Below are 17725 nucleotides of genomic sequence, written 5' to 3' on the forward strand. Positions count from 1 at the left end.
ATGAATAATGTTCAACGGACTTAGCGCATTCCCTTTAACCCCGATGAATGAATCGGGGGTAGACGAGCAAGCCTTCACCCGTCTCGTGGAAAACCTCGTGGCCGCAGGGGTGTCTTCTATAGGCGCCCTAGGGTCGACAGGCAGCTATGCATACCTGTCCCGTATAGAGCGTCAGCGTGTTGCTCAACTCGCAGTTGAGACTGCCGGTGATATCCCTGTCATGGTGAGCATCGGAGCCTTGCGAACGCGCGACGTGCTACTGCTGGCAGAGGACGCGCAGAAGTCAGGTGTTAAAGCGTTGTTGCTTCCACCCGTTTCTTATCAAAAGCTGACGGACGACGACGTTTACTCGCTGTATGAAGCCGTGAGCTCAAACATCTCTGTCCCTTTGTGCGTGTACGACAATCCAGGTACGACTCACTTTGAGTTCAGCGACGAGCTTCATGGGCGAATCGCCCATCTACCGAATGTCCGTTCTATAAAGATTCCAGGTGTCCCTCGCGCTCCTGACGAGGCCAAGGCTCGCGTTGATCGTCTTCGAGCAGTCATTCCAGGTCACGTGACCATTGGCGTGAGTGGGGATGCATTCGCCGCGACTGGCCTGAACGCTGGATGTGAGGTCTGGTATTCCGTCATAGCTGGCCTTTTCCCTATCACTGCAAAAGCTATCACTGACGCTGCCCTTGCTGGGGATGCCGCGGAAGCGACTCGTCTTTCTCAGCGGCTCCAACCTCTATGGTCGTTATTCAGTGAATTTGGTGGCAGCTACAGGGTTATCGCGACGGCGGCTGAGCTCCGTCAGATCACCACCATGCCGAGCCTGCCCTTACCCCTGAGAACTATCAGTGGAGAAGGGCGGCAGAAAATTGCCAAGGTGATTGACGAACTTGAATTGACCTAAAAATCTTGACAGCTGGTTCAGAACGTATTTTTTTTCGGGTCAATCGATCTAATTGAAGTTTGTTGAATTGCTACTGAACAATTGTTCAGTTATAAGCTTGTGGTGTCTTCGGGTAAGTGCAGAGTGGTTCAGTGGCGGTCAGCTTCCTAGCCAGATTCTGGTTACTTACACCGCATTAGCTCTTAATGAACTGGAGAGACCGGTGCGAAGCCAGCTGTTCAAAACTCGTATCACCGAAATGCTTGGTATCCGTCACCCGATTCTATGCGGCGGCATGGGCCCGAGCGTGTCGGACGCGAAATACGTGGCAGCCGTCGTCAATGCTGGCGGTATGGGATTTATCGTCGCCGCCGGTTTCCCAGACCCGGATGCGTTTCGTGAACAACTTCGAAAATGCCGCGAGCTGACCTCAGGTAAGGGATTTGGGGTGAACCTCTACATATCAAGCCACGACAAGGCGTCCGAGCGTCTGCAGGAGCAAGTGAAAATCCTTGCCGAAGAGAATGTTCATTGTGTCGAAACATCGGGCGCGAGCCCCGAGAGCGTGCTTCCGATGTTGCGGGATGCAGGTATAAAAATCTTGCACAAGGTTCCCGCCGTTCGCTACGCGCGCTCAGCAGCGCGGCTTGGAGTCGATGCAGTGATTGTGGTCGGTAACGACTGTGGAGGCCATCCAGGGACTTACGGCATTAGCAGTATGGTGCAGGCGGCTCATGCCCCCGAAGAAGTTTCAATACCCATAGCTATAGGCGGCGGAATCGGTACTGGTCGCCAACTGGCAGCAACCTTGATGATGGGGGCAGATGCTGTGCTGATGGGTTCGCGAATGCTGGTAGCGGAAGAGTTGTGGATTCACCGGGAGTACAAGGATCTTCTGGTGCGGAACGATGGAACCGAAAGCGTTGTTGTGAAGACCGGGCTGCGGCAGCATCACCGAGTTTTGAACAACGAAAGTGCAAAGAATGTGGCAGCTTTGGATGCAGCAGGAGCAAACGACTTTGAGCACTACCGGCCCCATGTCATGGGGTCTCTCGCCACCCAAGCATATGTAACGGGTGATAGCAGCTTAGGTATGCTCGATTACGGCCCGTCAGTGGTATTTGCTAACTCAGTGCAACCGGTTGAGGCCATCCTCGATGAAATTCTTGACGATGCGCACCGGGCAATTCGACGCCTAGAAACGCTTTGCTAGGAAATCTCTACATCCCCTGAGGCCCGCTGACATGCCATCGGGCGGCACGCCGACTTAAAGTGGTTATCCAAAGGCCTAGTGAAATATCAAAACGACGCTGGTAATGTCCTGGCCACGTTCGTCAAACTATTAAGGGATGGAGGCGAAAATAGAAGCCCCGGAGTCGCGAACCTCTGGGGCTTTGTTTTTTCTAATTTGTGGCTTTTTCACGTTCGGTTTCCATTGCTACTGCACCGGCAGTGGTTTCGAGCTTCTACGTGCAGGCTCAGAGTGCGGCGAGCATACGTTCGAGCTGTTCATGCTCCCAAACACTCAATAGGTCGACAGGATTAGCTCCGTCGCGCTGCCAGAGTTCGAATGTCCCGACTCGGTCATCAGCCGACCGGCTTTCCTCGCAGTAGTCCAGGGTGTCACAGTCATTGAAGAGGGTGAGTCGCCAGCCCTCGATCTCAATGGGCATGAGGCCGTGGTAGATCTCATTCCAGGATGGAGCTTCGCATCATGATGCGTTTGCCAAGCGCGACGTCCGTCAGTACCTGGCAGACCTCGAGGGCGGTGAGAGGAGAGGTTGTGTTCAAATCATTCTGAGCTCGAGTCAGCGCATGCCCATCGCTAGGCTGCGGTATGAAGTGACGTCAAGGGGGAGGTCGATTCTTCGGGCCAATGGGCCCGGCTCATCAATTAGCTAAGCATTTCTTTCACCATGGAAGCCACATTTCTCGGATCGTCTATCCCACGGTGACAGGTACCTAGCCAAACCAGGCCCAACGACTCTACTGTTTGCTTAAGTGATTTAGGTCGATTGTCATATAAGCCTGCATGCCATTTCCTGGCATTAAAATGTGGCAAGCCTTCGAGCAGGGAAGGGCACACGTCTACGCCCAACGGACAGTGTTAGTCGCTATCAGTTGACCTTCCTGCAGTTTCGATTAGCAGCGATCGTAACCACTTCTGACCTGGGTCGTGGTGTGTCCGCTCATGCCAAGTCAAATTCTTGCTGAAGCCTGGAATGTCGACAGGTGGCTCGAGCGTTACGAGGCCGTTAGAGTGCGACGCCAAGCGACGTGGGACGACAGCGATCAGATCGCTCGCCGCCAGAATCTCGGGAAGTACAAGAAAGCTGGTCACCGAGACGATGACTCGCCGCGACCTGCCAATTCGAGCGAGTGCTTGGTCAGTTACTCCTTGGAAGGCCCCACCAGACGACGAAACGAGCACGTGATCAAGGGCGCAAAAGCGATCCAACGACAAGGCCTCACCGACAGCGTCGGGATGATCTGCACGCATCACACAAACATAACGTTCATCGAACAACTTCGACGTGTGAAGGCCCGCCGCAGTGCTTTCAGGCGTCACTAGCGCCCAGTCGACATCCCCCCGATCCAGCTGACTGAGCAGATGCTGATTGTCGACGGGCTGTACAGCAACCCGAATGTTTGGTGCCTGCACTCTCAACGCACTCAGGAAAGGCACTACGACGGCACGTAAGGCGTAGTCGGTAGAAGCGATTGTGAGCGTCATGCTGGCAGTTGCAGGTTCAAAGGCTTGGGGCTGCAAAATGTGCTCAATATCACTGAGCAGTTGTTTAACGGGCATTGCCAATTGCTGCGCTCTCAGAGTCGGCACGATGCCTCGTTGTGCTCGCACAAATAACGGGTCATCGAAGCTATCGCGCAAACGGGTGAGCATTCCGCTGACTGCCGGTTGGGTGAGAGCCAATCGCTCGGCTGCGCGGGTCACGCTGCGTTCGTCGAGCAGTGCATCGAGGGCTTTAAGAAGATTGAAGTCGAGGTGCCTGATATCAGGATTCATGATGATCTGAATAAAATATGACGATTGGTGTTATTTCAAGTTAGCACCGACTATTGCGTCAGTCCATAACACCGAGTCCTACAGATGAACGAGATCTTTTGGCCAGAAGGCTACGTCCCCGGTTTTACTGAAAACTTTGTATCCAACGAAACTATTGTTGCTGGCCTGAGCGCTGCTGATATCTGGCCATTGCTGAGCACCGCGCCTCAATGGCCGACGTACTATGCCAACTCGGCGAATGTACGCTTTTATGACGGCAAGGGGCCCGAACTGGAAGACGGTGTGCGTTTTTACTTTGAGACCTTCGGTTTTCCTGTTGAGGCGCAGTGCACTGAGTTCGTACCTCCGGCCAGTGGACAGCCAGGTCGTATTGCATGGCACGGTTGGGCAGGTGAGGCTGATACTCGACTCGACGTTCACCATGCCTGGCTGATTGAAGACTTGCCGAACGGGCGTGTGCGCATCCTCACTCAAGAAACCCAGAAGGGTAAGCCCGCTGAGGAGCTAGCCAAGGCCAAGCCAAATCCAATGATCAACGGTCACCAGGATTGGCTGGATGGGTTGGTCAGCGCTGCGCGCAAAGCAAGCAACTAGCGCGGACGCCTATAAGCATCTGCCTTGGTTGTTCAGCGTGAGCGCGCAGCGAGAGTACGGAGTGCTAGGCGAGGTCGCCTTCAATGATGATCATTTCGCGGCTGGAAGCGCGTAAGGCAAATAACTTCGCCTCCCCATAGGCAGCATCGTTGTAACAGGCTTTCGCTTGCTCGTAGCTGGGGAATTCGACAGCCAGCACGCGCTTGGTGGATTGCACCTCGACCAGCGCGCCGGACTCAAAAACTTTTATCTTGGCACCGTATTTCTCTCCGATAGGCGCCCACAGCCGGCCATATTCCTGCTGTGCATCCGAATCGATCACGTCAGAGCCGAAAATGATCCAGTAACCTTTCAAGATGATTCTCCATTTGCTGGTTTGCGTTTGTTGGTGGCGAACGTGGGCACTTCAAGCCGGGAAACCTGTCCAGCGAAGGTTGAAGCCGATACTTCGAAGGTCTGCAAAGAACGCGGGTTCCACTGTACGCCAGAGCGAGCGAGAACGCCTGGCTTGAGCTGCTGATGTTCGTCGTAGTCCTGGCGTGGGTGGAAGAACAGCGGCGGCAAGTCGTCGAGCAGAGACAATCGGTCAGCATACTCCTGCAGGTATTGCTCGCGTTGCTGCCGGGTGACCTGGGTGGGCATCCATGCGGCAAAAGGGGTCAGCACTGTGAAGCCTGTGTACGCCAGAATCCCGTTATGGATGGGCCAGAGGATGTGGTGCAGGTCGCCATCAATGCCGTTGGGTGAGTACAGGGTGCTCGCGGTACCCGTGGTCAGGCTCAACATGGCGCGTTTTCCCTTGAGGTGTCCGGTTTCGTATTTTCGTCCGGAGGAGTAAGCGAAACCTCGACTCAGCACGCGATCTACCCAACCCTTAAGCAGGGCGGGCATGGAAAACCACCACATCGGGAACTGGAAAATCACAAGGTCTGCCCAGGCGACTTTGGCCTGTTCAAGCACCACCTCAGTGCACACCGTTACTGTGGTCTGGGCGTGATTCTGCTCCATCATGCGGATACGCGATAGGGCGAGAGCCGCAGGTACACTTGGAAGGTAGGTTTTCCTAAAGTAACGCGATTTTCGACTAAAACGCTTTTTACGGAGTTACGTAGATCTCTGGGCAATGAATCCCAGATGTAATTATCTCCCCGATCTACAGCCTCCTCCCCGCACGTAGTCGTGCTATCGGGAGCTTCACGCCGACAATGTGCGCGGTTCACTGGTCGCAACAGACCCACCGGTGACGATAGCGACAGGCAAAACAGATCTAAAAAACTAATTCGTCTGGCTGCCGTTTGCTGAAATGAAAAAGCCCGCATGGGCGGGCTCAGGATCACAACAAACGTCGCTGATCCATCAGCTGCTTACGAGTCTAGATGAATTCCGCTAAGCCACAAGTCGGCCCATTAAGACCTTTGCGAAAGGCTGCAACTGGCCGTTCTCTGCCGATCATGCTTAGAAAGCGTGCTGGTCAAATCCTATGTAATCGAGGTCAGAACGAAAGCAAACGACTGGTCAGGTCGAACGCAAAGGGGTGGTCAAGTGAAATGCGATTTCGCAGGTATTCGAAGTTCTTCGGTAAAGATGTGCGGTAAGGCTGCCATGCTTACGGGCTCAAAGCCGGGCAGATGAATAATCGATCGGATCGCGAATGATGGGGCAAGTCATGCGATGGCCGCCGCAACGTCCACGAACGAGCTCGCCGGCACTGAATGTGATGACTTCTCCACCGGCTTATCGCAAAAGCGTACACGCCCGGCTTGTTTACTGCTTTGCAGCATGTTCCAGCCCCGTCCCGTTGAGAAAAGTAGTGAAGCTAGTGCTTGAGCCCAAAATTTCGATATAGCCTGAAGCTAGTGTCTTATTCCATAAAGAAAGTATATCTGCAAATTTTATTGCGTTTTAATCTAATCAGATATTTCAACTGATTGGAGCTTCGTACTTGAAAACTACGGCATTGCTGTCCTTAGGTTTGGCGTTAGCCGCCAGTTGCTCTGCGGCTTTTGCAGGGCCCATCTTAGATCGCGTGACGAAAAAGGGGGAGTTAACCGGCGTCTTGATGGAAAGTTATCCGCCGTTTTCTTTTCTCAATGAGCAGAACCAGCTGGATGGGTTTGACGTGGATGTCGCCAAGGCGGTTGCTCAGCGCCTTGGCGTCAAACTCAAACTGGAGACCCCGTCCTGGGATGTGATTGCTGCTGGCCGCTGGAGTGGACGTTATGACATCTGCGTCTGCTCGATGACCCCGAGTAAAGCCCGTGCCGAAGTGTTCGATTTTCCGGTCGAGTATTACCAGTCACCCGCAGTGATCGTGGTGAATGCCAAGGATAAAGACATCACTGCGGGCAAAGACTTGTCCGGCAAAAAAGTGGGTGTGATCAGCGCGTCGACTTACGAAGCCTATTTGAACAAAGACCTGGTGATCGAAGGCGCTGAGGACAAACCTTTGAGTTATCCATTCGATAATGTACAGGTCGCTCCCTATGACAATGAGACAGTGGCCTTCCAGGATCTGGCGCTGGGTACCGGCGTGCGTCTGGATGCCATGGTCACCAACCTCATCACAGCGCGCGAGCGTATTGCCCAGGATCCTCGCTTCAAGATTGCCGGCGATACGCTCTACGCCGAACCGAACGTCGTGGCGATCGAGAAGGGTGATCCGCAATGGAATGCCAAAGTCACCGAGGTCATCACCCAACTCAAGGCTGACGGTACCCTGAGCAAAATTTCGCAGAAGTGGATCGGTGCCGATATCAGCCAATGACAGCCCTCAATCCCCATCCGGCTAAAACCACTGTCGCACCCGAAGCCGAGTCGCGTCGCTTGAGCCAGCTCTTTGGCTTTCGCACTCGTGTGTATTTGATGTGGGCGGCCCTGTTCGGCTTGTGCGTCATATTTTTCATGAGTTTCGATCTGAAGCTTTCGATCATTCTGGAAAAATGGCCGAATCTGATCGGCCTGCATCTGGGGCCAAACGGTTTCCTGCAGGGTGCTGCACTGACGCTGTTTCTGTGCTTCTGCTCGATCTGGCTGTCACTGCTCCTGGGTTTCGTGACGGCACTGGCGCGCCTGTCCCGCAGTGCCGTGGCCTTCGGGATTGCGAGCTTTTACGCCTCTTTTTTTCGCGGTACGCCGCTGCTGATTCAAATTCTGCTGATCTACCTGGGTTTACCGCAGTTGGGCGTTGTTCCCGGTGCCATCAGCGCCGGCATCATTGCGCTCTCGCTCAATTATGGGGCCTATCTCAGCGAGATCTTTCGTGCCGGCATCCAGGCTGTAGCACCAGGGCAACGGGAGGCGGCGATGGCGTTGGGTCTCAGGCCGACGGCGACGTTTGTGCACGTTATCTTGCCGCAAGCGATGCGCACGATCATTCCGCCGACAACCAGTCAGTTCATTTCAATGCTCAAGGATTCATCGCTGATTTCGGTGATGGGCGTGTGGGAGGTCATGTTCCTGGCGCAGTCCTATGGGCGGTCTTCTTATCGCTACATCGAAATGCTCACCACCGCAGCCGTCATCTATTGGCTGCTGTCCATCGGACTTGAGTTGATCCAGCACCGACTCGAACGCCATTACGGCAAAGGTTTCAAGAATCAGCGGTGACTCGTCCCGCTCAATGACTTATTACAGGAATCACGATGTCCGATCCAAAACCTCTTTTGTTTGCACTCTATGAGCAGGCCAGTGTCGGTTGCGGTGGTGCGCCAAGCCTGTGGACGCACCCTGCTGATGAGCGACTGACCATCAATTCCTTGAGCTACTGGTCGAACCTGGCGCGTATTGCCGATCAGGCTCACCTCGACATGCTGTTTTTTGGTGATGTGCTGGGTTTCTACGATGTATTTGGCGGCAATGCCGATGCGGCCATGAAATGGGCAGTAGAAGCACCGGCGAACGATCCCTTGATGATCATCCCGGCTTTGGCTGCCGTGACGGAAAACCTGGCCTTTGGCGTCACCGTCACCACCAGCTACGAACATCCTTTTACCCATGCTCGGCGCTTCAGCACTCTGGATCATCTTACCAATGGACGGGTCGGCTGGAACATCGTCACGTCTTACCTCTCCAGTGCCGCCCGCAACTTCGGTCTGGAGCAGATGATGAAGCACGATGACCGCTATGAACGCGCCGAAGAATTTCTCGATGTGGTCTACAAACTCTGGGAAGGCAGTTGGGCCGACAACGCCGTGGTCGCGGACAGGGCGCGCCAAGTCTACGCTCGGGGTGATCGTGTGCGGCCGATCAACCACGTCGGTGAGCATTACCGGGTGGCCGGGCCGCACCTGACCTCTCCATCACCACAGCGCACGCCTTTGTTGATTCAGGCCGGATGGTCGGGGCGCGGACGTGAGTTTGCAGCCAAGCACGCCGAACTGATCTTTATTGCCAAGTCCAACCCCCAGGAAATTCGTCAGGGGCTGGAAGAAATCTGGGCCAAGGCCCAGGCACGCGGCCGCCAGCGTGATGATGTGAAATCCCTCACGGTACTGCGTATTGTAACGGCCAAGACCGAGATCGAAGCTCAGCGCAAATATGACGAACTGCAAAGCAACTATCACTTGCAGGCACAACTGGTCAGTTACGCGGGTGACACCGGGATCGATATCAGCCGCTACGCCGACAGTGATGCGCTATCTACCCACACTGAAGGCATGACCTCTTACGTCATGCGTCCCGATGGCAGTGGCAAACCATTAACCGCTGGCGACGTCAAACAACGGTTTGCCAACGTCACCCGAGGCAGCGATTTGATTCTAGTGGGCACCCCTCAACAGGTTGCGGAACGCATTGAGGAGCATGCACGAATCTCCGGCACCAGTGGCTACATGATTAATCCGCTGATCAGCCCTGGAAGCCTTGAGGACTTCGTCGAACTGGTCATCCCCGAACTGCAAAAACGTGGGCTGTACCGTACTCAACCGCAAAGCGGTACCTTCCGTTCGCGGTTACGGGCCGATGGTTCAAGTCTCTTGCCAGCGTCGGCCTATGGGGCCTCGTTCCGATTCGATCAGGCACTTTAGAGGGGATGGGGCGTTTCGCCCCATACGGCCTATTTGATCTTGTGCGGGTACGTCCAGCTGGAATTACCCCCCTTCTGACGGGATCACACACGCATTACTTATCGTCGCCATACCAGTATTGGGCCGTTACACCGCCGTCCATGAGAAAGTCACTGCCCGTGATGAACGTCCCTTCAGGCCCCATGAGCAGGGCAGCTACAGCACCCACTTCATCGGGCGTACCTCCGCGCTTGGTGGCACAGGACTCGATCATGCGTCGATACCCATCGCCGCGTGGGCCATTGAGTTCATCCCTTGCCAAGGGTGTGAAAATGATGCCCGGACTGATCGCGTTGACACGGGCGCCGCGTTTCCCCCAGCGGACGGCTTCGGCGGCCACGCGCAGCGAATTGCCACGTTTGGAAATCTGGTAGGTATTCAGCGGATCTGTCACTTACTGAAGCATTGGTAGAGCAAGGAGTTCTTCAACTGGGGTTAACGCCAAGGCCTTGTTCTGCTCATCTGGCAGTGCCGGTAATCGATGACCTGACTGCGAGGCAATGACGATTGCCGAACCGCCTTTTGCAATCACATTTCCGAACTGCTCCAGCACGAGAGCAGTGCCATACAGATCGACTAGAAGAATGGTGGTAGGTGCAGCTTGGGAGGGAGATACGCCTGCCGCGTGGATGACGCCGGTTATGTCCCCCATGCTTGTTGCCTTGGCTACGAGTGCTTGGACTGAGTCTCTGGACGAGATATCGACAACAGTCGAGGTGACCTCAAACCCTGCATCGCTCAAAACCTTGCCTGCTGCGTCGGCAGTTTCTTGCCGCAGATCTGCGAGCAACACATGCTTGCCCGAGCTGACACGCCGAGCTATGGCTTGCCCAATCGAACCTGCACCAATTACTACAATTAGATCTGTCATCGTTATTTTCCTAGAAGGACAAGACTTCACCCTAAGCTAAGGCACAGGTTGCTGGGTCATTACCCAGTTGTCCACTTCTGGCCGATTGGTGCCTGTCGCGTACGGATTCAATCGAGGCCCTCCGCAAACGAAGGGCCACAGTTAGTAGATACGACCTGTTCGTCCTGAAAGCGTCACCGCCGCGAACCTTTGTTCGATCATTCAGGTCGACACATTTCAAGCCTCATCAGCACTCGATGATTCTCATGCGCGGCGCCTCAACCGCTCACGAGCGGCGATTGAAACAAAGAATGGGTGACAGTGATGAATTGTCTTATCTGTGTCGGCGTGGCGGAGCGCATTCTGTGCCATGGCCCGTGGGAGGAAAGGGATTGTCCGGATTGCGGGCGCTATCGGGTATCCGATGAGTTACTGTTGAACCTGATGGATCAGGGCCAGATCTTCGATGTCAGCAAAACCAGGGATTGGCTGGATAGTCGTCGCAAAGAAGGCATTACACCTTCCATAGAGCTCCATGAGGCGTTGCTACTCCTGTAGCGTTCGCACTGACGGTTCTCATTCAGGCCCATTTGAATTGGGCAGGGAATCTCGCGACGAAACACGTCCCCGATTCGATTGTGGACACCACGTTCAAGGTACCGTTGTGCGCGGTGGTAATCTGGGAGGCGATGTACAGTCCCAGGCCCAAACCTTCACCACGTTGTCCCGCTTCTGATCGAGTGAAAGGTTCAAATAGCAAGGGCATCAATTGTGGCGGGATCGGTGTGCCCTGGTTCTTCACCGATATGACGATTTCGTTTTCTTCGGCATAGGCCTGCACGGTGATAGGCGTCGCGGGCGAGCCGTGGGTAACCGCGTTTCCCAGCAGATTGGAGAGCAGTTGGCTGATACGCAGTGAGTCGCAATAGACACCGGCAGGTATGTTCAGCGAGTGAACAAAGGTGGCTTCGGGGTTTGAGCTTTGCACCTCATCCAGGGTCAAGCGCAAGGTGTTGCCAAGATCATCGACAAGCTGGCGTTTAATGGGAATCCCGCCGCCCATTCGACCCCGGGCAAAATCCAATACATTTTCGATCAGCATGCCCATGCGCGTCGAGCTGCTACGAATCGCCGAAATCAGCTTGAGCGACCTTTTATCCGTGGTTTTGGTTTCCAGCAGGTCGGCGCTCATGCGGATAGCACTCAGTGGGGTGCGCAGGTCATGTCCCAGGACGGCGACGAACTGCTCGCGGAGCCTCGCGTGTTCATGGGCGGTCACCAGTGCCGCCTTAGTGATCTCAAGATTGTTTTGGGTATCAAGGCTCATCGCAATCAATTGGGCGAAGAGGGTGAGCGCCATTGGCAATGGCCGGCTCATCCACATGCGCAGGCACCGAGTCGATGGCACACAATGTCCCGAAAAAATCGCCATTGGCCTTGATGATGGGGATGGAGATGTAGCTCTCCAATCCATAGGTTTTGGGCGTGTGGTGCAAGGAAAAATCGGGTGCTCACTGGCGTGGCCGAAGATGACCGGCTTTCTGTGTTGGCGGATTTCATGGCAGATGGTTGACTCAAGCACCAGCTCGTCGCCGGGTTTCAAGCCGAAGTCAATCGAGTCATCAACGGCGCAGGCCACCCAGTTTCTTTCGGTGACTCTCGCGACAGCGGCGAATCGCATTCCGGTGAGGTGCTTGACCATGCTCAATATGACCGGCACAGCTTCGATACTGTGGATGGCATTAACATCTTGAGAGAAGTCTGAGCTGGTCATGGATCGTCGATTCTATTGAGAGCGTTCAGAGAGTATTCCTAATCCTGCAAGCTGACCATTAACCAGTTAACGGGCTACGATCCTCCTGTTCTCTCAGATTTCCGTAATTTGCATCGACCGATTGAATCCATAGCCCATGGCTGTATGACAGGATCAAGCTACTTACGGCTAACTTCACTCACACGCGGTTCTGACCGCCTTCTCGGCGCGTTGTATCTCCAGCTTGACATCAGTTGTGATCCGCTGCTCCTTGAGCTGTTGTACCAGGAAGGGCTGATCGCCTCGCGATTTTACTTCCGCATCTGTTGCGGCGACCTTTGCCTCGACATTTACGGAGTGCTCCATAATTACGGCTTCCGCCTCTTCCTTGGTTTTAGCGGTATCCAGCGCGTTGATGAGCTTGCCAACCTCGGTCGCTTCCGCTTCGGCGTAGCCTTCGACAGATAGACCGGTTGCCATGGCGCGTGCCTGGATTTCGACGGCCTTCAGATGCTCCTTCGCTACCTTGCACATGCCATCCTCTAGCCGATCCTTACTGGCTCCCGAAGAACTAAATCCGTATATCACTGCAGCCCCGAACGTCATGGCTATAGCAGTACCAATCATTTTGCCCTTCACGTTTAGAAATCCTCAAAAGGCAAGGAAGAGATGGGATCCAAGATTGGAAGGTTAGCCCAGGATGGGAAAGACTCTCAAGATTAATAAAAGCCAATGTGCTTTCGATGCAGCCACTCTGAAGCTCACCAGTAGAGTGGAGCAGTGTGGGTCACGCGGGGTCGCCGTCAACGTATTGGCGCTTTGACAATGATCAGGATGACCTTGGCGGTCATGATCACGCTCGAGTCCGCCTCCGTGGTCGTCACTTAGGCCGTGGTGGAAAAACTATACCCTTAAGCAGAAAAACTCCTCCGCGTTGTCCGGCTCATTTGTAAACAATTCGATCTATCCATGCTCCGATCCAGGGGCTGGTAAGGCCTACAATGAGATGTCTCCCACAAGGAGCTATGACCATGACCGAAGCGAATAACCTATATGCCAATTGGCCCGCACATCATCTGATGTTTGTGGCCCTGCGCGACGGAGGCGATGCCCCAGAACATCTGGCCCCGGCCGTTGCGGCTTTTTATGGTATCAGCGTCGGTGAATTAAAAACGCAACGCCGGCGCGCCGGTGAAGAGTAGGTCGCCCGCGACGGTGGCCTCGGTGAAATCAATCAACACGTGTACGCCTGGGCGAAAGGCTAAGGCCGGCATTACTGGATAGCGGGTCATTCGTTCAATCAGCCCCACCCTGGCGCCAGGTGTGGGGTCTTTTTCTCGAATACGAAACCAGTCGTACTTACTCTGAAATACCAGAGTCTGCAGTGCTGGTTTGACGCCGTGACGGCCACAGGCAACCACCGGCCAAAGCGCTAGCTCGCGAAGACCGCTAAACGAACAACACAAGGCTCGCGAGCGCGGCGGCAACGCACAACACGGAGATCATTAACAGCAGGCGTAGACGTCGTTCGTTCCGATGACTTGCTCGGTGTGAATGCAGCGTGTCGGCGAAGGTGGGCAAATTAGGAGACCAATAACACCACCAAGTGTTGTAGAGCCGTAGTGCTGTTCTAGCTGACCAGAACAATTACTCCGCTAACTACCGCAATCCAAAGCGCACACACGCGAACAGGAGGCCAATGAGGTCTTTCTCAGTCATAGAAACCTCCGGCTGCTCAGAGTGATTTCTTTTTGATGGGGTTACCTGGCTGCAAAAGGGCGGCGACCGAAATCACCAGGTCATCCAGTGACCAAGGCTTGTGCAGATAGATTGTATGGACGGGTAAGTCGTTGGGATCGATCAAATAACCGGGCGTGAGAATGGAGACGATCCAAGGGACACGACTCTGGATCATCTCAATAAACTCCATCCCTTGGATCTGCCCTGTAGCGCCTGATCCACGATCACAAGCGGGCAGTGGAAAGTGTTTTGCAAAAAGTACGTCAGCGCGTCGTCTGCAGCCTCAAAAGTAAGAGACTGGGCGCCAATCTCGGACAGGATGTCCGTCATCAGTGCTCGAAGGGTCGGATCATCCTCAATAATGATTATGGTACCTTCGATCGGCAGCATTCCTTCCCAGTTCACGTTCACGCGCCTTGTCCTTCAAGCTCCGGTTTTGCCTCATCGAAGAGACAGCATAGGCGACCCAGATGGCAATGAGCTAGACGTGTGGTCGACCTCTCCTAGATTGCGAAGCAGAGGAAGTAACGTCGGAGGGAAAATTAGGGATTTCCTGGCATCAGGTGCGGCGCAATTGATGGTGAGAGACTGTCCAGCGAGAAGAACCTTTCTTCAACCACAGGTCGCAGACGGGCGAGCGATTGCAACCAACACGTGGCTACCCGGGCCTTAAATATTACAGGTATTGATAGCTTTCGAGGGCAACACGGCCTGAGTAAGCTAGGGCTTAAAGCCCTAGCAGATAGCATGATGTCACTTTTTCTTTTTCGTCGATTTTTCTGCCGTTTCTGATTTCTTAGCCTTTTCTGGCTTGCTGTCAGCTTTTTTTGCAGATTTCTTGGGTGCGACATCTTTTTTCTTGTCTTTCTTTTCCGAAGACTTCGAAAGAGCCGATGCCGCAGCTGATTTCTTCGCCGGTGATGACTTTTTGTCTTTCAACTCCTTGCTGGCTTTCGAAGCGTCACCTTTGCTTTTCTTCTCGTCTTTAGCCACGTTGACCACCTCTTGGGGTATGCCGGTATTGGCATATTTGCCTGTGCAATTGTTCACAAGCTAATCATTAGGCGGGCGCGTCCAAAAGCGGTTCAAATTTTTTGATGCGTCGAGATACGCTTTGGATGATGCACTGATAGGTACTGAGCGCTGGGCACGTACCCCACAAGATAGTTTCTAGAACTGGATGACCTCCAGTTGAGGGGTTCCACATCACATCAGCTTTTAGCGAAGCTGCGAATCATTCTTAGGCCGTCTCTACTTGTCATCGGAAACAGAGGAAGATCACTTGCCGTGCTGGCAGATAGCCGCTAATAGTGATGAGCATCTAGGTGAGGGTTTGAAGATGATTTCGAGATTTGTTGTTGTCCCTGCAATTCCGAAAGAAACGGGATCAATGCGCATCGGAGCGAGCTTCTGCAAGAATGCGCCCATAGGTTTCAACATCTATGACAACGAAGAGAAATTACGTCTGACGAATACCTATTACGCCCGAGAAGCAGCGGAGGTGGAGTGCCAGCGATTGAACTTGGCGGGCCTTTAAAACGTACTTTACGAACGAGAATCCACGACTGCGCTCTAGGCTTTCGTCACTCTCAAAAAGGCGTGCGCCTGGCTTTCCGAAGGTAGTGGATCAAATGCTCAGGGACGCACGACTTACACCAGTCTGACGAGGATGTTCAGCATTCAGGAGCGAGCAAACAGCCTCTGCCTCTACCCTGGCCTTGAAAACACCGTGCTTGCTTGCAGAGCCTCCCTCGACGAGATCTACAACCCGAAATTTCTTGACGCCATCGTCCACTCTGGTTGTTTCGATGACCCTGAATCTTGAATGCATGGTGCGTTCCCTGCTGAAACTGGTGCTTTAGGAGTACCGGTATGACTCCATGATTTCAACCATTATGCAGAACTGAGCTGAGACAATTTATGACAGGGCGCAATGATTCTCTGCGTGAGGACAGAGACTTCGCGGGAGGTGGGAGGGTAGGTTGTTCAAATCCTTCTGTGTGCGAGTCATCGCAAACTCATAGCTGAGCTGTGGTAAGACGTGAATAGAGGGATCGCTCCGTCGGGCCAATGGGCCCGGCTGGTCGTGCTCCATCCATTGAGTCTAAATCCGATAGCCGCAAACCGCGCCAGGTAAAGGTCTACAATAACCCTCACACTGGCGAAGTCGTCGAGACCAAAGGCGGCAATCACCGGACGCTGAAAGAGTGGAAGGGCGAATACGGCTCTGACACGGTTGAGTCCTAGCTGACCAAGTGATTTTGGTTGGAGTACAAAGGGCCCTGCGGGGCCCATTTTGCAGTCCGTGTTTTATTCAGAGCCGGTCTTTACCTGGTCACTAATAAGTTGAGCCAGTATCTGCACAGGCTCGGTAAAACTTTGCCGAGCCCGATGGACGAGCCCAATATCACGGTGGAAGGTGAGCTGCCCGAGGTCGAGCGCTCGTACACCTGTTGGCCATTCCTGGTGGGGTGCTGTCTGCGGCACCAACGCCACACCAACGTCATTTTCGACTAGCTTGATGATCGCCTCCAACTCATCCAGTTCGCAAACCTCACGCAAGGTGAAATGCATCCGCCGCAGGAAGCGATCCACCTGCCTGCCCCCGAAGGATGATCGGTCATACCGAATGAACGGTTGGCTGGAAAGTAGTTCCGACCAATCTTCTCCCGGCACATCGTGTGGAACGATCAGACGGTAGGGCTCAAGCGCCAAGGTCGTCCAGCGCAAATCGCTTTGAAGCGAAAAGGGTGGGCGAATGATTACGGCCATGTCGATTTCGCCGGCATCCACTAGATTGACCAACTCCATCGATAACCCTGGGATTACACGGGTGCGGCACTGCGGGCATTGTTGGTGAAACTTGGCTAACGCGTCCGGTAGATAGGAGCGTTGCACGGAAGCGATAGCACCGATGTTCACCAGAACGCTCGCAGGAAGTCCGGCCGTGGTGGAGCCCAGATTATCGTAAAGCCGAAGCAGCTCTTGCGCTTGCAGGAGTATCTGGTGGCCCATCCTGTTGAGGTGAGCTGAGCGTCCCTTCCTGTCGAATATCTCAAAGCCGAGCTCGGCCTCCAGACGCTGGATCTGGGCGCTCACCGCTGCCTGGGTGAGGCCGATTTTATTCCCGGCAGCGGCAAAAGTACCTTCCCGTGCAACGGCGATGAGTGTCTTGAGTTCTTTGATCATTCATAAATACTAATTGTGTTTCTAAGAAATATATATTGATTTTTTTGTTTTGTTTGTCGCTCTACGATGCGCCCATCCCCCGGCAACTGCCTGACCCCACACGCCGATGTCGGTGGGACGAAAACCAACGGCTGGCCTTAATACGCTGCTCCGTCCTTCACCAACAAAAATACTGTCATTGGAGTTCTGATGAGCCTCTCGCCTTTCCACCTCGCAATCCCCGTTTACAACCTCGCTGGCGCACGCACCTTTTACGGTGAAGTGTTCGGCCTGGAAGAAGGTCGTTCCAGCAACCAGTGGGTCGACTTCAACTTTTATGGCCACCAGCTGGTTATTCATGAACACCCAAAAACTGCTTCCCAGGAGAGTGTCCACAGCAACCCGGTCGACGGCCACGACGTACCGGTTCCTCACTTCGGCATCATCCTTGGGTGGGAAGAATGGGAAGCGTTGGCTGAGCGTCTGAAGTCCTTCGGTACTGAGTTTGTGATCGAACCCTACATTCGCTTCAAGGGTCAGGTGGGCGAGCAAGCCACCATGTTCCTGTTTGACCCGTGCGGAAATGCCCTTGAATTCAAAGCCTTCAAGGATATGAGCCAGCTCTTCGCAAAATAAGAAGCGTGTTGGCACA

17 protein-coding genes and 3 pseudogenes are annotated in these 17725 nt (G+C 54.0%); 9 read left to right on the top strand and 11 right to left on the bottom strand.

Annotated elements, in window-relative coordinates; all coding sequences use genetic code 11:
- Positions 1-7 precede the first annotated feature (7 nt).
- Both HFK74_RS23550 and HFK74_RS23555 read left to right on the top strand, forming a co-directional pair.
- The gene (locus HFK74_RS23550; RefSeq protein WP_180205571.1) at positions 8-901 is read left to right on the top strand and encodes a dihydrodipicolinate synthase family protein; all 894 of its coding nucleotides are present in this window, start codon (positions 8-10) and stop codon (positions 899-901) included.
- Positions 902-1103: 202 nt separating this feature from the next.
- Positions 1104-2093, top strand: coding sequence for a nitronate monooxygenase (locus HFK74_RS23555; RefSeq protein WP_180205572.1), 990 nt, complete (start codon positions 1104-1106; stop codon positions 2091-2093).
- Between the two features lie 894 nt (positions 2094-2987).
- On the opposite strand, the gene HFK74_RS23560 is transcribed toward HFK74_RS23555, so the two are convergent.
- On the bottom strand, positions 2988-3905 hold the full coding sequence (locus tag HFK74_RS23560; protein WP_180205573.1) for a LysR family transcriptional regulator: 918 nt from the start codon (positions 3903-3905) through the stop codon (positions 2988-2990).
- Between the two features lie 84 nt (positions 3906-3989).
- On the opposite strand from HFK74_RS23560, the gene HFK74_RS23565 reads away from it, so the two are divergent.
- Positions 3990-4499, top strand: a complete 510-nt coding sequence (locus HFK74_RS23565; protein ID WP_180205574.1) for an SRPBCC domain-containing protein — start codon at positions 3990-3992, stop codon at positions 4497-4499.
- Positions 4500-4563: 64 nt separating this feature from the next.
- Here HFK74_RS23565 and HFK74_RS23570 read toward each other — a convergent pair whose 3' ends face one another.
- From HFK74_RS23570 to HFK74_RS33245, 3 genes and pseudogenes are all read right to left on the bottom strand, one after another.
- Positions 4564-4854 (bottom strand): DUF1330 domain-containing protein, encoded by a 291-nt coding sequence (locus HFK74_RS23570; RefSeq protein ID WP_180205575.1) that lies wholly within the window; start codon positions 4852-4854, stop codon positions 4564-4566.
- Positions 4851-5510, bottom strand: coding sequence for an NAD(P)H-dependent oxidoreductase (locus HFK74_RS23575; protein ID WP_180205576.1), 660 nt, complete (start codon positions 5508-5510; stop codon positions 4851-4853). The genes HFK74_RS23570 and HFK74_RS23575 overlap by 4 nt, the downstream gene beginning before the upstream one ends.
- A 603-nt stretch (positions 5511-6113) precedes the next feature.
- A pseudogene (locus HFK74_RS33245) lies at positions 6114-6248 on the bottom strand (arginine deiminase family protein); the annotation flags it as partial.
- Positions 6249-6441: 193 nt separating this feature from the next.
- Here HFK74_RS33245 and HFK74_RS23580 point away from each other — a divergent pair.
- Genes HFK74_RS23580 through HFK74_RS23590 form a run of 3 tightly spaced genes read left to right on the top strand, consistent with a single transcriptional unit; the run spans position 6442 to position 9523 of the window.
- Positions 6442-7263 carry an ABC transporter substrate-binding protein gene (locus HFK74_RS23580; RefSeq protein ID WP_180205577.1) on the top strand — a complete coding sequence of 274 codons (822 nt, stop codon included), beginning with the start codon at positions 6442-6444 and terminating at the stop codon, positions 7261-7263.
- Positions 7260-8105, top strand: coding sequence for an amino acid ABC transporter permease (locus tag HFK74_RS23585; RefSeq protein ID WP_180205578.1), 846 nt, complete (start codon positions 7260-7262; stop codon positions 8103-8105). Before HFK74_RS23580 ends, HFK74_RS23585 begins: the two co-directional genes overlap by 4 nt.
- Positions 8106-8140: 35 nt before the next feature.
- Positions 8141-9523, top strand: a complete 1383-nt coding sequence (locus HFK74_RS23590; protein WP_180205579.1) for an LLM class flavin-dependent oxidoreductase — start codon at positions 8141-8143, stop codon at positions 9521-9523.
- A gap of 94 nt (positions 9524-9617) precedes the next feature.
- On the opposite strand, the pseudogene HFK74_RS23595 reads toward HFK74_RS23590, so the two are convergent.
- From HFK74_RS23595 to HFK74_RS23605, 3 genes and pseudogenes are all read right to left on the bottom strand, one after another.
- A pseudogene (locus tag HFK74_RS23595) lies at positions 9618-10433 on the bottom strand (SDR family oxidoreductase).
- 559 nt (positions 10434-10992) lie between these two features.
- Complete coding sequence (locus HFK74_RS23600) at positions 10993-12186, bottom strand: sensor histidine kinase KdpD (RefSeq protein WP_257230402.1); 1194 nt, start codon at positions 12184-12186, stop codon at positions 10993-10995.
- A 174-nt stretch (positions 12187-12360) separates the two neighbouring features.
- Complete coding sequence (locus HFK74_RS23605; RefSeq protein ID WP_368738175.1) at positions 12361-12804, bottom strand: hypothetical protein; 444 nt, start codon at positions 12802-12804, stop codon at positions 12361-12363.
- Between the two features lie 392 nt (positions 12805-13196).
- Between HFK74_RS23605 and HFK74_RS23610 the strand changes: the two genes are divergently transcribed.
- Positions 13197-13367: a hypothetical protein gene (locus HFK74_RS23610; protein WP_180205580.1), complete on the top strand. Its 171-nt coding sequence runs from the start codon at positions 13197-13199 to the stop codon at positions 13365-13367.
- Positions 13368-13900: 533 nt separating this feature from the next.
- On the opposite strand, the gene HFK74_RS33250 is transcribed toward HFK74_RS23610, so the two are convergent.
- The 3 genes from HFK74_RS33250 to HFK74_RS23620 all read right to left on the bottom strand — a co-directional run bounded on the left by HFK74_RS33250 (position 13901) and on the right by HFK74_RS23620 (position 14907).
- Positions 13901-14080 carry a hypothetical protein gene (locus HFK74_RS33250; protein WP_257230403.1) on the bottom strand — a complete coding sequence of 60 codons (180 nt, stop codon included), beginning with the start codon at positions 14078-14080 and terminating at the stop codon, positions 13901-13903.
- Positions 14077-14316, bottom strand: a complete 240-nt coding sequence (locus tag HFK74_RS33255) for a response regulator (protein ID WP_257230404.1) — start codon at positions 14314-14316, stop codon at positions 14077-14079. The genes HFK74_RS33250 and HFK74_RS33255 overlap by 4 nt, the downstream gene beginning before the upstream one ends.
- A 342-nt stretch (positions 14317-14658) precedes the next feature.
- Complete coding sequence (locus tag HFK74_RS23620; protein WP_180205652.1) at positions 14659-14907, bottom strand: hypothetical protein; 249 nt, start codon at positions 14905-14907, stop codon at positions 14659-14661.
- A gap of 1077 nt (positions 14908-15984) precedes the next feature.
- Between HFK74_RS23620 and HFK74_RS33260 the strand changes: the two are divergent.
- Positions 15985-16152, top strand: a pseudogene (locus HFK74_RS33260) (histone-like nucleoid-structuring protein, MvaT/MvaU family); the annotation flags it as partial.
- Between the two features lie 63 nt (positions 16153-16215).
- Here the strand turns inward: HFK74_RS33260 and HFK74_RS23625 are convergent.
- On the bottom strand, positions 16216-17094 hold the full coding sequence (locus HFK74_RS23625) for a LysR substrate-binding domain-containing protein (protein ID WP_180205581.1): 879 nt from the start codon (positions 17092-17094) through the stop codon (positions 16216-16218).
- A gap of 189 nt (positions 17095-17283) precedes the next feature.
- Here HFK74_RS23625 and HFK74_RS23630 point away from each other — a divergent pair, with 189 nt between their 5' ends.
- Positions 17284-17709, top strand: coding sequence for a VOC family protein (locus HFK74_RS23630; protein WP_046054868.1), 426 nt, complete (start codon positions 17284-17286; stop codon positions 17707-17709).
- Positions 17710-17725: the final 16 nt, after the last annotated feature.

The sequence above is a fragment of the Pseudomonas sp. SbOxS1 genome (assembly GCF_013416725.1).
GTDB lineage: Bacteria > Pseudomonadota > Gammaproteobacteria > Pseudomonadales > Pseudomonadaceae > Aquipseudomonas.

Coding starts and splice junctions, on each gene's coding strand:
- HFK74_RS23550 (WP_180205571.1), top strand. CDS start 8: ATGTTCAACGGACTTAGCGCATTCCCTTTAACCCCGATGAATGAATCG.
- HFK74_RS23560 (WP_180205573.1), bottom strand. CDS start 3,905: ATGAATCCTGATATCAGGCACCTCGACTTCAATCTTCTTAAAGCCCTC.
- HFK74_RS23565 (WP_180205574.1), top strand. CDS start 3,990: ATGAACGAGATCTTTTGGCCAGAAGGCTACGTCCCCGGTTTTACTGAA.
- HFK74_RS23575 (WP_180205576.1), bottom strand. CDS start 5,510: ATGATGGAGCAGAATCACGCCCAGACCACAGTAACGGTGTGCACTGAG.
- HFK74_RS23585 (WP_180205578.1), top strand. CDS start 7,260: ATGACAGCCCTCAATCCCCATCCGGCTAAAACCACTGTCGCACCCGAA.
- HFK74_RS23590 (WP_180205579.1), top strand. CDS start 8,141: ATGTCCGATCCAAAACCTCTTTTGTTTGCACTCTATGAGCAGGCCAGT.
- HFK74_RS23600 (WP_257230402.1), bottom strand. CDS start 12,186: ATGACCAGCTCAGACTTCTCTCAAGATGTTAATGCCATCCACAGTATC.
- HFK74_RS23610 (WP_180205580.1), top strand. CDS start 13,197: ATGACCGAAGCGAATAACCTATATGCCAATTGGCCCGCACATCATCTG.
- HFK74_RS33250 (WP_257230403.1), bottom strand. CDS start 14,080: ATGATCCAGAGTCGTGTCCCTTGGATCGTCTCCATTCTCACGCCCGGT.
- HFK74_RS23625 (WP_180205581.1), bottom strand. CDS start 17,094: ATGATCAAAGAACTCAAGACACTCATCGCCGTTGCACGGGAAGGTACT.
- HFK74_RS23630 (WP_046054868.1), top strand. CDS start 17,284: ATGAGCCTCTCGCCTTTCCACCTCGCAATCCCCGTTTACAACCTCGCT.